The sequence below is a fragment of the Gilliamella sp. LMG 34359 genome (assembly GCF_984569085.1).
Window position 1 is genome coordinate 276,086 of sequence record NZ_OZ474906.1, and the last position, 15,831, is coordinate 291,916.

Annotated in this window: 12 protein-coding genes; 5 read left to right on the forward strand and 7 right to left on the reverse strand. The window is 36.7% G+C overall.

Features of this window, described 5'->3' with window-relative positions:
- Positions 1-24: 24 nt before the first annotated feature.
- From asnB to polA, 6 genes are all read right to left on the reverse strand, one after another.
- Positions 25-1,698 (reverse strand): asparagine synthase B, encoded by a 1,674-nt coding sequence (gene asnB, locus AC5LXV_RS01430; RefSeq protein WP_493467197.1) that lies wholly within the window; start codon positions 1,696-1,698, stop codon positions 25-27.
- Positions 1,699-1,860: 162 nt separating this feature from the next.
- Positions 1,861-2,205, reverse strand: coding sequence for a YdbL family probable chaperone protein (locus AC5LXV_RS01435; RefSeq protein ID WP_493452368.1), 345 nt, complete (start codon positions 2,203-2,205; stop codon positions 1,861-1,863).
- Positions 2,206-2,330: 125 nt separating this feature from the next.
- Entirely contained in the window at positions 2,331-2,516 is a 186-nt protein-coding gene (locus AC5LXV_RS01440) for a YnbE family lipoprotein (protein WP_110422397.1), read from the reverse strand.
- An 18-nt stretch (positions 2,517-2,534) separates the two neighbouring features.
- Positions 2,535-4,139 (reverse strand): intermembrane phospholipid transport protein YdbH family protein, encoded by a 1,605-nt coding sequence (locus tag AC5LXV_RS01445; protein ID WP_493467198.1) that lies wholly within the window; start codon positions 4,137-4,139, stop codon positions 2,535-2,537.
- 51 nt (positions 4,140-4,190) lie between these two features.
- Entirely contained in the window at positions 4,191-5,621 is a 1,431-nt protein-coding gene (gltX, locus tag AC5LXV_RS01450) for a glutamate--tRNA ligase (protein WP_493445594.1), read from the reverse strand.
- 264 nt (positions 5,622-5,885) lie between these two features.
- Positions 5,886-8,660 carry a DNA polymerase I gene (gene polA / locus AC5LXV_RS01455; RefSeq protein WP_493467199.1) on the reverse strand — a complete coding sequence of 925 codons (2,775 nt, stop codon included), beginning with the start codon at positions 8,658-8,660 and terminating at the stop codon, positions 5,886-5,888.
- A gap of 203 nt (positions 8,661-8,863) precedes the next feature.
- Between polA and folE the strand changes: the two genes are divergently transcribed.
- The 5 genes from folE to ispH all read left to right on the forward strand — a co-directional run bounded on the left by folE (position 8,864) and on the right by ispH (position 15,011).
- Positions 8,864-9,523, forward strand: coding sequence for a GTP cyclohydrolase I FolE (folE, locus tag AC5LXV_RS01460; RefSeq protein WP_110422393.1), 660 nt, complete (start codon positions 8,864-8,866; stop codon positions 9,521-9,523).
- A 187-nt stretch (positions 9,524-9,710) separates the two neighbouring features.
- Positions 9,711-10,649, forward strand: a complete 939-nt coding sequence (gene ribF / locus AC5LXV_RS01465) for a bifunctional riboflavin kinase/FAD synthetase (RefSeq protein WP_493467200.1) — start codon at positions 9,711-9,713, stop codon at positions 10,647-10,649.
- A 37-nt stretch (positions 10,650-10,686) separates the two neighbouring features.
- Positions 10,687-13,494: an isoleucine--tRNA ligase gene (ileS, locus tag AC5LXV_RS01470; RefSeq protein ID WP_493467201.1), complete on the forward strand. Its 2,808-nt coding sequence runs from the start codon at positions 10,687-10,689 to the stop codon at positions 13,492-13,494.
- 94 nt (positions 13,495-13,588) lie between these two features.
- Positions 13,589-14,059, forward strand: coding sequence for a signal peptidase II (lspA, locus tag AC5LXV_RS01475; RefSeq protein ID WP_110432255.1), 471 nt, complete (start codon positions 13,589-13,591; stop codon positions 14,057-14,059).
- A 1-nt stretch (position 14,060) separates the two neighbouring features.
- Positions 14,061-15,011, forward strand: a complete 951-nt coding sequence (gene ispH, locus AC5LXV_RS01480; protein ID WP_493452442.1) for a 4-hydroxy-3-methylbut-2-enyl diphosphate reductase — start codon at positions 14,061-14,063, stop codon at positions 15,009-15,011.
- Here ispH and AC5LXV_RS01485 read toward each other — a convergent pair.
- A complete protein-coding gene (locus AC5LXV_RS01485) occupies positions 15,008-15,262 on the reverse strand; it encodes a YfhL family 4Fe-4S dicluster ferredoxin (protein ID WP_110432253.1) in 255 nt (84 codons plus the stop codon). The genes ispH and AC5LXV_RS01485 overlap by 4 nt on opposite strands.
- Positions 15,263-15,831 lie beyond the last annotated feature (569 nt).

Here is a 15,831-nt window from a genome sequence, read left to right on the forward strand (position 1 = left end):
TTTTATTTTTCTTTACGATACTATTTATTTTTTATAAGCATCATTATGCACACCAACTGCTGCACGACCTGATGGATCATTTAGATTTTTAAATGACTCATCCCATTCAATCGCTTTCGCTGTTGAACAAGCAACGGTTGGACCACCCGGTACACAATGTGCCGCACTTTCAACTGGGAATAGTTCGTCAAAAATCTCACGATACATATACGCTTCTTTTGAGGTTGGCGTATTGTATGGGAAGCGGAATTTTGCGTTTTCTAACTGTTGATCGGTAATTTTGCTTTCTGCAATCTCTTTTAAGGTATCGATCCAACTGTAACCAACACCGTCAGAGAATTGCTCTTTTTGGCGCCATACTACTGAAGCCGGTAAGTAAGATTCAAAGGCTTCACGGACAATGTGTTTTTCCATTTTACCGTTACTACCACACATTTTATCTGTAGGGTTAATGCGCATTGCAACATCTAAGAATTTTTTATCTAAGAATGGTACCCGAGCTTCCACCCCCCAAGCCGCCATTGCTTTATTAGCACGAGCACAATCATACATATGCAGTGCAGCTAATTTACGCACAGTTTCTTCATGGAACTCTTTAGCATTTGGCGCTTTGTGGAAATAGAGATAACCACCAAATACCTCATCAGCACCTTCACCCGATAACACCATTTTAATGCCCATTGCTTTAATTTTTCTTGCCATTAAATACATTGGGGTTGATGCGCGAATGGTTGTGACATCGTAGGTTTCGATGTAATAAATAACATCACGAATCGCATCAATACCTTCTTGGATGGTGAAGTTAATTTCGTGGTGAACCGTACCTAGATGGTCAGCAACCGCTTGTGCTGCTTTAAGATCTGGCGCTCCTTTTAAACCAACCGCAAATGAATGCAATTGTGGCCACCATGCTTCTGATTTTTCATGATCCTCAACGCGACGCGCAGAAAACTTTTTGGTAATCGCAGAGATAACTGAAGAGTCAAGTCCACCTGATAATAAAACCCCATAAGGCACATCAGACATCAGGTGGCTTTTAACAGATTCTTCTAATGCAATACGAAGTTCATTGATATCAGTTTTGTTATCTTTGACATTATCGTACTGCATCCAATCACGTTTGTAATAGGTTTTGATTTCACCTTCAGTGCTAGATAAATAACAACCAGGAGGGAAAGCCTCAATAGTTTTACAAACTGGGACTAATGCTTTCATTTCAGAGGCAACATAAAAAGTGCCGTTTTCATCATATCCCATATACATTGGGATAATACCGATATGATCACGACCAATAAAATAGGTACCTTTATTAATATCATAAAGGATAAACGCAAACATACCTTGTAAATCATCAAGACAGTGAATACCTTTTTCTTGGTATAAAGCTAAGATCACTTCACAGTCAGATCCTGTTTGAAACTCATAACGATCTTTATACTGATTTCGGAGTTCTTGATGATTATAAATTTCGCCATTTACCGCTAAAACAAGTGTTTTGTCTTTATTATAGAGCGGCTGAGATCCTGTATTAACATCTACAATTGATAGACGTTCATGGGCTAAAATAGCTTTATCAGAAGCAAAAATACCAGACCAATCAGGGCCACGATGACGTTGTAGACTTGATAGTTCTAATGCTTTTGTTCGTAGTTGTTCTGGATCTGATTTAATATCAAGAATACCTAAAATCGAACACATTGAATTTCTCCATTTAAAATCGTTAAAACGATACTATTTACTAATAAGATTTATTTTAAATATTATTACAAGCAAAGCATAAAAATGACAGCATACACATTATTGGTTAACAATTAAAGTACAATATCATTATACTTTTTCTATTTCAGTAAAAGTTGACTATTATTTTTTTAACCATTGCCCTTGTTGTTTAATATATTGACCAGCTGGTGTTTTTTCTTGTGCTTTAGTTCCTGCTCTATTTTGAACGTCCACTAATGGCACATTACTTTGAACTGATACTTTTTGATACTCTTGTTTACGAGCCTGATTAATTAACTGGGCAATTTCGCTGGCATTACCTTCATTTTTTACTACCCCTAAATAACCATCAGCTTGTTCTCCCACTAACCCATTGGCTTTAGCTTGGCCTAGTGAATCAATCGCTTGATCTAAATTTAAAGCAAATACCGGCAAAGCTAAGGTGATTGATAATAATGCTACTGTTGCTTTTTTATAGATATTCATGACAGACTCCTTATTAAATACATCATATTAAAATGAGATGAATATGTGTAAAAACGATTAAACTTTAAATCTTTCGCGGTAAAGGTCAGTTTCATTAACCAATAACAACGAATAATATTATCAAGTTAATATAAACCTGATTTATTGATAATATTATCTAGAGCTTTATCCACTTTGATATTAATTTCGTGATCAATTTTAACGTTCAAATTGATATTAATTGGTTCGTTAGGCGCTTGTACTTTAACCGTTGGTGTACAACCCATTAGTACAGCACTACACACTATAATGGTAATAATATTTTTAAGCATAGATTAACCTCTTATCTATCAAGATTTCCTTTTTAAATACGCTTCAATACGTTTTCGAATAGGTTCGTTTATTTGATCAGCAAGTTGTAAACTTATTAATAATTTTGCAATATTTTCTTCAAGATTAATATTTAAATTTACTGCTTTATTATTCTCAACATCACGGTTACTTCCTTGAATGTTTAGTCCTAATTTAGCAATTTCATTGGCATAATTAACGGTACCAGATAATTTAGTATAATGAAAATTCTTAATAAGATCAGTGAGAATTTTCATATTAGGATTTGTAAGCGCATAATTTTTCAAGGCAGAATTATCAAACCGTAAGAAACCATCATTAACCGTGACTAATTGACCATTTTTGATAATTACTTCCGTTAAAGCCGCCCCTTTTTTACTCGATGGTAATAGTGTTACCGGCAAAGTTCCATCAATAGCGCCATCACCAGCTAAACCTTCCGCCGGATATTTAGCAAAGATATCCTTCAATTGTAACTTTTTTAATCTTAAATTAAACTGTTGAGGTAATTTAGCAAAATTCAATTGTCCTTTATCCAGAAAAACCAAACCGGAAAAAATTGTAGCTTGAGCTAATTGCCATTTTACAATACCGTTAAGCGGCTTATCTAAAGATGCCAAATAACTACCAGCAAGTTTAACTTTCTCGAAACTAACCCCAATATTAACTTCTTGAACAGTTAGTGACGAAGTCGAAATAGAAAGTTGATTATTTTTTACTAAAATGCTGATATCACCAACTGCGGATTTAATTTCACTCGCTTTATATATCCCATTGAATTGGTTGATAATTAATGCCACATTACCATTGATCTGTTTTGATTGAAATGGAATCGGTATGACCAATTCAAATGCGACTTTGCCGACTAGTTTTTGTACCAGAAAATCATCCGAAAATTTAGCTTTATCGATATTAAGCAATGCTTTGTCGCTACTTTTTAAAGTAAGTTGTTTATCGGTTAAAACTCCGCTAAATGGTAAAGTTAAATTACCTTTTTCGATACCAAAGTGGTGCAAAGTAGTAGTCAAGATACCATTTTCAATAACAAAACAAGAATTAGATTGATTGAATGAAATATTGGCCGCAAGCGTTGCCATATCCTGAGTATTGCTTGCTAAATTTAGCTCGATAGTATTTTGATTTTTAGTAGCTTCAATCTTTAGATTAACTAACTCATTTTTTTGTTGATAAAATTTTAACGAATCAACTTTAATTGTTTTCGGTAACCAATAAATGATGGTAGATATAAGCGAAGAGTTGAATGGGGATTGCTCAAGTTGTTGGTTAACATTATCTGCCACCTTTGGCAAAGTCGATTTATCAGTTAACTCGGTGGATTGCCAATAAATATCAATACTTTTTGCAGTTAAGGTAGACCAAGATAGTTTAATATTGTTCGCTTTTAACGATAATTGTGGTTGTTGAGAAATAGTGAGTTCAGCAAAAGATAATCCGTCAAGGCTGATATCGAGACCTTGCCAGTCTACAGAAAGATTATGTTCATCCTTAAATGCTAGCCAATATCGCCAACCATATAAGCTCACTATTACTATAATAAGTAATATAATGGCTGGAATCCAATAACGTTTCTTTAAGCGAGTCATCATAAACTCTCTATAAGTGAGTCGCCGAATATTATCGGCGACGGAATATTATTATGCTTGAGTTTGCTCTCTGTTAGCAATATAAGCTAATGCTTTGTCAATTCTTGCTAATGTACGTTTTTTCCCAACAGCATAAACCGTTGCATCAACAGAAGGTGATTGACCTATCCCCGTTACTGCAACACGAAGTGGCATACCGACTTTTCCCATACCAACTTCAAGTTCGGTTGCGGTTGCCTCAATAGCATGATGAATTTTATCAATTTGCCAATCGAAATCGGAAATCGCTGCAATTTTGGCTTTAATTGCTTCTAAAGGTTCTTTGGCGACCGGCCGTAAATGTTTTTTAGCTGCATCATTATCAAACTCAGCAAAATCTTGATAACAGTAATGACATGATTCAGCCATCTCTTTTAATGTTTTACAACGTTCACCAAAGAGTTTAACGATAGTAATCAAATCTGGGCCTTGGGTTAAATCATAACCTTGTTGATTCATATGCCAAACTAAATGTTGCGCGACATAGTCAGCATCTAAATGGTTAATATAGTGATGATTTAACCAGAGTAATTTTTCAGTATTAAAGGCACTGGCTGATTTGCTAACGGCATCTAGCGAGAAGAAATCAATCATTTCTGGTACTGAAAATATCTCTTGATCGCCATGCGACCAACCAAGACGAACTAAATAGTTAAGCAAGGCCTCTGGCAAATAACCATCATCACGATATTGCATCACGCTCACTGCGCCATGACGTTTCGAGAGTTTTTGGCCATCATCACCTAAAATCATCGATACATGACCATATTCAGGCAGAGGTGCCCCTAATGCTTTTAAAATATTAATTTGTCGAGGGGTATTATTGATATGATCTTCACCGCGAATCACATGGGTGATTTCCATATCCCAGTCATCAACCACGACACAAAAGTTATAAGTTGGAGAACCATCAGTACGACGAATGATGAGATCATCAAGCTCTTTATTGGCAATTTCGATCGGTCCACGAATTAAATCATTGAATATCACAACACCATCAACCGGATTAGCAAAACGAACAACATGCGGTTCGCTATGGGAATGTTGTTTTTGCACTTCATCACAACGGCAATGACCATCATAACGGGCTTTTTCGCCTTTAGCCATTTGCTCTTCACGCAATTTTTCTAGGCGCTCTTTTGAACAATAGCAACGATAAGCCGTTCCCTTCGCCAACATTTCGTCAATAACTTGATTGTAGCGATCAAAGCGTTTAGTTTGGAAATAGGGACCTTCATCCCATGATAATTTTAACCAATTCATACCTTCCATAATCGCGTCAATGGCTTCTGGTGTTGAACGTTCAAGGTCGGTATCTTCAATACGCAATACAAAGGCGCCATGCGCATGGCGGGTATAAAGCCAAGAATAAAGCGCAGTACGAGCACCACCAACATGTAAGTAACCTGTTGGGCTTGGCGCAAAACGGGTTTTAATTTTCATGAAATAATCCTATAAATAACAAAAAAGAACACTAGAACATCAATTCGTCACTCGCGCTCTTTTTTATTCAAACTTTTCCCATAAATGGGAAAGACAATAATATTTTGCAATAAATTCGATTTAGCTGCTTATTCTAACATGCCCAAAGGTTTCAGCAAGTCACCAGTAAAAGGCATAATTAGTAACTTATTTTAACTATTTACTCAATATATAGTCTAATATAAAAATTACACTATATACTATAGGATGAAGTTAATTAAAAAATTAATGCGCTTCATCCCAATTATTACCTACACCGACGTCTACTTTTAATGGTACTGACAGTTGGTAACAATCTTCCATAATTGATTTAATCAACACACTATATTCACTCACCAACTCTTCTTTAACCTCAAACACCAGCTCATCGTGCACTTGCATCACCATTTTGATACTACCGGTCGGTAGACTTTTTATCCACTCACTCATCTTAATCATAGCGGTTTTGATGATATCAGCTGCAGTACCTTGCATTGGCGCGTTAATTGCCGCACGCTCAGCACCTCGTTTTTCAATAGCATTGCCAGAAATAATTTTTGGTAAATATAATCGTCTTCCTGATAGAGTTTCCACATAGCCTTGTTGCGTTGCCAATTGGCGTGTTTCTTCCATATAAGTTTGTACACCAGGATAACGTTCAAAATAGCGATCAATATAGAATTGTGCTTCTTTACGAGGAATATTAATTTGTTTCGATAATCCAAACGCACTCATACCATAAATCAAACCGAAATTGACCGCTTTAGCGCGTCGTCGCTCTTCGGCTGTCACATCTGCTTCTGGTTTACTTAATACTTCACTCGCGGTTACTCTATGAATATCTTTATCATTAGCAAAGGCGCTAAGCAGACTTTGATCTTGTGATAAATGCGCCATAATGCGTAACTCTATTTGCGAATAATCGGCTGAAATAATTTTATAACCTTGTGGTGCAATAAATGCCTGCCGAATTCGCCGCCCCTCTTCATTACGAACCGGAATATTTTGTAAATTTGGATCATTTGATGACAGTCGTCCTGTTACCGTACCAATTTGGTTGTAATTGGTATGAATTCGGTGGTCGATTGGACTTATCATCAAAGGTAATTTATCAGTATAAGTATTTTTCAGTTTTGCTAAGCTACGATAAAGCAAAATTTTACGTGGTAAAACATACTGCTCCGCAAGCTCACTGAGCACATCTTCACTCGTTGATGGATCACCTTTTGGGGTCTTTTTTAATACGGGTAGTTGGTGTTTTTCAAATAAAATAGCTTGAATCTGTTTTGGTGAAGAAGGATTAAATTTTTCACCCGCTAGAAATTGCAATTCAGTTTCTATTTCTAGCATTTTTTTATTTAATTCTGTGGAATACTCATTTAACTGTTTAGGGTCAATTAACACCCCAGTTCTTTCCATATCGGCCAACACAATCGCCAGTGGCATTTCAATATCGGTAAATAACTTGGTGAGCTTTTGGTCTTTTTCCACTTCCGGCCATAGTTTCTGATGAAGTTGCAGAGTAACATCGGCATCTTCAGCGGCATACTGCGTGGTTTTTTCAACCTCAATAGCATCGATGGTGATCTGTTTTTTATCCACCTTGGTTAATTCATTATAGGTAATAGTTTTAAGATGCAAATAACGATTTGCCATACTATCCATATCGTGTCGTTCAGTACTGTTTAACACGTAAGACTCTAACATGGTGTCATAAGCAATACCTTGCACATGGATACCATAATTAGCTAACACACTATAATCAAATTTGGCATTTTGCGCGATTTTTTTAATTTTAGGATTTTCTAATATTGGTTTTAATTTAGTTAATACCTCATTTAATGGTAATTGATCTGGCACACCAAGATATTGGTGATTAATAGGAATATAAGCAGCTTGATGAGGTGTAACACTTAGCGATATGCCAACCAATTTAGCATGAATATGATCAACATTATCCGTTTCAGTATCAAAGGCAAACTGCTGACAGTTAGTTAATTTAGCGAGCCAATCATCTAACTGCTCATGGGTTAATATGCATTGATAATCGGTGTCAATCTTATCTTTAACGGTATCGCTCTCCTGTGAGAATAACGACAGATTATTAATATCTGTAGCCGTTAGTTTTTGTTGTTTTAAAAAATTACCCGCTATTAATTCTTTTTGCCAACGATGAAAACCATAATAAGCAAATAATTCGACTAACTTATTTACATCAAGATCTGTAACAAGTAGTTGTTCATTGGTAAAATCTAATGCCACATCGGTTTTAATGGTAGCTAATAGATAAGAAAGCTCAGCATCTTTTTGATTGTCTATTAATTTTTGCTTTAATGATTTAGCACCTCGAATCGATAATTTTTCAATATCATCTAAATGGTCATAAATATCTTTTACACTATCAAAAGCGGTTAATAAAGCCTGTGCTGTTTTTTCTCCAATCCCTGCTACACCTGGTATATTATCGGAATTGTCGCCTCTTAATGCTAAATAATCGATAATTTTTTCTGGCGGCACTCCAAATTTATCGATAACACCTTGCGGATCAAGCACTGTATTATTCATAGTATTAATCAGTGTAACTTTATCACTCACTAATTGCGCTATATCTTTATCCCCAGTACTAATGAGTACCTCGAGATTTTCTTTTTCAGCTTGTCTGGCTAAAGTTCCTATTACATCATCAGCTTCAACACCATCTACGCAAAGCAAAGGTAACCCCATTGCTTTTAAAATAGTGTGAATTGGTTCAACTTGTGGGCGTAAATTCTCAGGCATTTCGTCACGTGTTGCTTTATATTCGCTATAAATTTCATTTCGAAATGATCCACCTTTGGCGTCAAAAACTACTGCAATATGGGTAGGATTATATTGATTCATCAAACTACGAATCATATTGATCACTCCAAAAATAGCCCCAGTTGGTTCACCTTTGGCATTAGTTAAAGGAGGACAAGCAAAAAAAGCTCGATAAAGATAAGAAGAGCCATCAATTAAAATAATTGGCGTATTATTTGGCATTAATAGTTACCCAAATGTTATTTTATACGATTGTTATCAGTATAACCTAATTAGTAGCAATATTCTTGTGAACCACGATAATATAGTGCAAAAATATTTGAATGTCGCGGCGCTTTATCCTCAATTGATTGGTTAAAAATACTGTATATCACTATATCTGTAATATATAATGTGATATCTATTTTCGTCTGAGTATTGAATAAATGACAGAATTAAGTCTTGCTGCTCAAGAAGTCAAAAAAGCACTTGCAGCTAAAAATCTTGAAACCCCATCATGTCGTTTACCTATGGACAGTAACGAACGGAAAACCAAAATTGAAGAACATTTTCGCGAAATCATGAAACTCATGGAGCTAGATTTGAGTGATGATAGCCTTAGCGAAACGCCACACCGCGTTGCCAAAATGTATGTTGATGAGATCTTTTCCGGACTTAACTATCATAACTTTCCCAAAATCACCCTGATTGAAAACAAAATGCAGGTTGATGAAATGATTACCGTTCGGGATATTACTTTAACCAGCGTTTGTGAACACCATTTTGTCACCATCGACGGAAAAGCTACCGTTTCTTATATCCCAAAAGATAAAGTGATCGGTCTATCGAAAATCAATCGGATTGTTGAATTTTTCTCCCAGCGTCCGCAAGTACAAGAAAGATTAACCCAACAAATTTTAGTTGCCTTGCAAACATTATTAGGCACAGTCAATGTTGCCGTTTCAATTGACGCTACCCATTATTGTGTGAAAGCTCGTGGTATTAAAGATTCCAATAGTTTAACCACTACTACCGCATTAGGTGGAGGGTTCAAAACAAATCCTAGTACCCGACAAGAATTTTTAAGAGCGCTAAAACACTATTAATAAAATCATCAAAAATATACAGTAGTAAAATCCCCAAAACGCTTGGTATCCAGATCAAGCGTTTGAATTTTCTTATCACAAAATATTGCTTATTTAAAACCCTACTGATATTAGGTGCATCTTTCCGAAAGATTGGTATAATCCACAACTATTTAAGTTAAAACATCATAATTAATAACACGCTTTCATGAAGATAATCCGCGGTATAGCTAATTTAAACAATCAATTTTCTCAATGTGTACTTACATTGGGCAACTTTGATGGCGTGCATTTAGGACACCAACAATTAATTAACCATTTAATAGAACAAGGTAAGAAATTAAACTTGCCAACTGTGGTTATGTTATTTGAACCTCAACCTTTAGAATTTTTTAGCAAACAAAATGCTCCGGCAAGATTAACGTCATTTAAAGAAAAAGTGCAGTTAATTGAAAAACTCGGTATTGACTATATTATCGCGGTTCCATTTACCCAAACCTTTGCCAATATGTCAGCCGCAAATTTTATTCAAGATTGGTTGATAAACCAATTACAAGCTAAATATATTGTTATTGGTGATGACTTCCGGTTTGGCCATCAACGTAAAGGTGATATCACCCTTTTACAACAGTATACGCATAATAATCAATTTGCCGTAGAAAGTATGCCAACATTTGTATACGACACTTTAAGAGTCAGCAGTACCGCGGTTCGTGAAGCTTTATTTAATAGTGATTTTAAATTAGCGCATTGCCTTTTAGGTCGCCATTACGCTATTCAAGGCAAGGTAGTTCATGGCAATGCGTTAGCAAGACAATTAGGTTTCCCGACAGCCAATATTCATTTAAATCGCAGTAAACCAGCTTTGCAAGGCGTCTATTTGGTTAAAGTCAGGAATTGTTGTGATGATCAACATTATCATGGTATTGCCAATATCGGTATCAGACCAACTATTCAAGGCAAAAAAGCGATTTTAGAGGTGAATCTATTTGACTTTTCAGGTGATATTTATGGACAATATTTAGACGTTACCTTTGTTCGTAAATTACGCGATGAGAAAAAATTTGATTCGCTAACCGATTTACAACAACAAATTGTACAAGATGTTTGCACTGCGCAACAGATCAGTGCAAAATTAACCAATTAAAAAGTAGTATCAACAAAATTAACTGGAATAAATTAGCATGACAGACTATAAAAATACATTGAATTTACCGGAAACCGGATTCCCTATGCGAGGCGATCTTGCTAAACGTGAACCGGCAATGTTGCAAAATTGGTACGATAAAGAACTTTATCGCAAAATCCGTCAAGTGAAAAAAGGCAAAAAAACCTTTATTTTGCATGATGGCCCTCCTTATGCAAACGGAAAACTTCATATTGGTCATGCCGTTAATAAAATAATTAAAGATATTATTATCAAATCAAAAGGCTTGAGTGGTTATGACTCCCCGTATATTCCAGGATGGGATTGTCATGGTTTGCCGATTGAGCAAAAAGTTGAAGAACAAGTTGGTAAACCTGGCGTAAAAGTAACACCGGCCGAGTTTCGCCAGATTTGTCGCGATTACGCTGCTTCACAAGTTGAACTACAAAAAGCTGATTTTATTCGTATGGGGGTACTTGGCGATTGGCAAAACCCATATCGTACAATGAACTATGATACTGAGGCGAATATTATTCGGGCTTTAGGTAGAGTGATTGAAAATGGCCATTTAGTCAAAGGTGCTAAACCAGTTTATTGGTGTACCGATTGTATGTCAGCGTTAGCTGAAGCCGAAGTTGAATATTATGATAAATCATCACCGGCAATTGATGTCAAATTCCAAGCCACCGACAATCAAGCGGTAGCGAGTAAATTTGGTATCAATACCGATTTAACCATTTATGCCGTTATCTGGACCACTACACCATGGACACTTCCAGCTAGCCGAGGAATTGCACTTAATGCAACAGTAGAATATCAACTAGTCCAAATCAATGATAAAGAGTGCTTAATCTTAGCTGCTGATTTAGTTGAATCAGTCATGAAACGCGCTGAAATCACTGATTGGAAAATTTTAGGTTCTTGCCAAGGTGATGCCCTTGAATTATTACGTTTCAAACATCCGTTCCTCGATTTTGATGAGCCAATTGTACTTGGTGAACACGTTACGGTTGATGCTGGTACTGGTGCGGTGCATACCGCACCTGGACACGGTGCTGAAGACTTTATCGTCGGTCAAAAATATGGCCTTGAAGTCGCCAACCCGGTTGGAGGTAATGGTTGTTACTTACCTGGAACTGGCGCTGGATTAGATGGTTTATTTGTTTTTAAAGCCAATAAAGTAGTAGTTGAACTATTAAAAGAACGCAGTGCGTTACTACACTTTGAAAATATTGAACATAGCTACCCATGCTGTTGGCGACATAAAACACCGGTTATCTACCGTGCAACACCACAATGGTTTATCAGTATGGACAAACAAGGTTTACGTGCCCAATCGCTAAAAGAGATTAAACAAGTTCGTTGGATCCCTGATTGGGGACAAGCGCGAATTGAAACCATGGTAGCTAACCGTCCAGATTGGTGTATCTCACGTCAACGTACTTGGGGCGTACCAATGACGCTATTTGTACACAAAGAGACTGAAGAGTTACATCCAGACACATTACAGTTAGTCGAAAAAGTGGCGAAATTGGTGGAGCAAAACGGTATTCAAGCATGGTGGGATGCCGATATTAAAGATCTATTAGGCCCTGATGCTGATGACTATCGCAAAGTACCAGATACGCTAGATGTATGGTTTGATTCAGGTTCAACCTTCTACTCTGTTGTCGGCGTGCGTCCTGAATTTGCTGGCCACGAAGCCGATATGTACTTAGAAGGTTCAGATCAACACCGTGGTTGGTTTATGTCTTCATTAATGTTATCAACGGCGATTGATAACAAAGCGCCTTATAAACAAGTATTAACTCATGGTTTTGTGGTTGATGGACAAGGTCGTAAAATGTCTAAATCACTCGGTAATATTGTGACGCCACAAGAAGTGATGAACAAACTTGGGGCGGATATTTTACGTTTATGGATTGCTTCGACTGACTATTCAGGGGAAATGAGTTATTCAGATGAAATCATTAAACGTGCCGCCGATAGTTATCGTCGTATTCGTAATACCGCCCGTTTCTTACTGGCTAACTTAAATGGCTTTGATCCAGCTAAAGATATGGTTAAACCAGAGGATATGGTAGTACTTGATCGCTGGGCTGTCAGTGTGGCAAAAGAGGCTCAAGAACAGATCATTCAGGCTTATGAAAACTATGATTTCCACAAAGTTGTACAACGTATTATGCAATTTTGCTCAATTGAAATGGGGTCATTCTATTTAGATATTATCAAAGATCGACAATATACGGCGAAAAGCGATAGTATTGCGCGCCATAGCTGTCAAACGGCGTTATATCATATCGCTCAAGCGATGGTTCGTTGGATTGCACCAATTTTATCATTTACCGCTGATGAAATTTGGCAATATCTACCTGCTGGTGAAAAATCTGAATTTGTGTTTGAAGATGAATGGTATAACTCACTCTTTACCTTAGCGGAAAGTGAAACATTGAACAGTGCTTATTGGGCTCAGATCTTAACTATCCGTAGTGAAGTCAATAAAGTCTTAGAACAAGGCCGTAATGATAAAGTTATTGGTGGTTCGCTTGAAGCTGCTGTTACTCTTTATGCCAATAGCGAAATTGCGACAGCACTTGCTAAATTAGAAAACGAATTACGGTTCGTATTACTAACTTCGCAAGCAAGTGTGAAGCCTTTAGAAAACGCGCCACAACAAGCTGTAACAAGCGATATTCAAGGTCTAAAAATTGAGCTTGTTAAAGCCCAAGGTGATAAATGCCCTCGCTGTTGGCACTATACCGTTGATAACAACCCAACTACTCACTTATGTAAACGCTGTGAAGAGAATATCCATGGTAATGGTGAAGTTAGACATTTTGCCTAAGTGATAAATAAACCGGGCTATAAACATAATCTTATAGCAATTAAGTATACTTACCGCCGACGATTGTCGGCGGCATTATTATAATGAGAACTATATGAAAAAAGATACCGGACTTTACTGGTTTTTATTTGCGGTAGTCGTTTTTGTGATAGATATCGCGAGTAAATTTTGGATTCTTAACCACTTTTTCTTATATGAATCAGTAAATCTTTTGCCCTTCTTTTCGATCACCTATGTACACAATATTGGGGCGGCTTTCAGTATTTTTGAGGGTCAACGTTGGATACTTGCCGCAGTGGCATTTGTTGTCAGTGTAGTGATTATCTATATGCTATATCGCAATAATCGGCAACAAAAATTAGAAAACATTTCATTAGCGCTGATTTTAGGTGGCGCCTTAGGAAACCTGTTTGATCGGCTTTATCATGGCTTTGTGGTCGATTTTCTAGATGTCAATTTTGGTGATTGGCATTATCCAACTTTTAATATTGCTGATTGTGCAATTTGTTTAGGTATTGGATTATTCATCCTAGGCAATTATGCAAAACCCAAAAAGACCGCCTAACATGCAGATTATATTAGCTAATCCTCGCGGCTTTTGTGCCGGCGTTGATCGAGCTATAACTATCGTCGAACGCGCACTGGAACTATTTGGTGCTCCGGTTTATGTTCGCCACGAAGTTGTACATAACCGCTACGTAGTTAATCGCCTTAAAGAGCTAGGCGCAATATTTATTGAAGAGATCCATGAGGTACCGGACGATAGTATCCTTATATTTTCCGCTCATGGTGTATCTAAAGCGGTTCGTGATGAAGCAAAACGCCGTCAACTACGCATATTTGATGCAACATGTCCATTAGTAACCAAAGTTCATATGGAAGTCGCCAGAGCGAGCTATCGAGGTGAAGAGGTTATTCTTATTGGTCATGCCGGTCACATTGAAGTTGATGGCACAATGGGACAATACAGTAACCCTGCTGGTGGCATTTATTTAGTTGAATCGATTGAAGATGTAGAAAACTTACAGGTCAAAAATGATAATCATCTCTGTTTTACCACACAAACCACCTTATCGGTTGATGATACGGCAGAGATTATTGAAGCGTTAAAAAATCGATTTCCCAATATTCGTAGTCCCCGTAAAAACGATATCTGTTATGCAACCACCAACCGTCAACAAGCGGTTAAACAGTTATCTTCACAAGCCGATATTGTTTTAGTCGTAGGTTCTAAAAATTCATCAAACTCAAACCGATTGGCGGAACTTGCACGGCGCAACAGCAAAAATGCCTACTTAATCGATTACGCCTCTGACATTAACCTAGAATGGTTGGCCAATGCTCGACGGATTGGCGTAACCGCTGGTGCATCTGCCCCAGACATTTTAGTCAAACAAGTTATTGATCATCTAAAAAGTTTAGGTTGTACATCGATGATTGAAACCGAAGGTATTTCTGAAAATATTACTTTCGAAATTCCTAAAGAGTTACGGATAGAAGTTAAAACAACAGACTAAGAAGAATGGGTCAGTTGCTTAAATTTTTCCAATAACTCTTCTTGGCTTTCCACATGGTCTGGATCTGCAATAATCGCATTTTGAATCGGACAAACGCGTTGACAAGTTGAATGATCATAATAACCTACGCATTCGGTGCATTTATTGGGATCAATTTCATATGTATCAAACCCCATCGAGATGGCCTCATTTGGACACTCTGGTTCACACATATCACAATTAATACAGCGTTCTGTTATAATTAAAGCCATATCAATGCGTTATCCATTTTAAAAAATAAAAACAGGTAGTTATAATCATTTTTGCATTCCACACTATCACAAAATTATTATCTTTTTTACCAAAAATAAAATAAGGAGAAACTCATTCTAATAACGCAAAACATTATCACACACCATTATTGTTAGGGTGTAAATCTGCAAGTGTAATACTGACTTGTTTTGTTTAAAAATGAAAGAGTTGGTCATAGCTAATGCTTAACGCAAAAGCTTATAAGCATCAGTCTGATGAATATTTAATTGCTTCAGTAGACAGTCAGAATGTAAACTACTTTACACTAGCATACACGCCAATCTGCGTTACTACCGTAAAAACGGCACTATTATACATGAATAAACTACAGCGCTCAAAATACGAAAAAGAAAATTATTTAACTATTGAATTTAATAAGTAAGAGAAAGCGATAATACTCACTACCAACAACAACGATACCAATTGTCCTTTTATATTTTGTGGGTAATGCTTATTTAGTCAGTTATTGAGATATGAGGGTAATAGTTAGGAAGTCTATACCGTTTCATTAAGTTTTGCACATAAATCA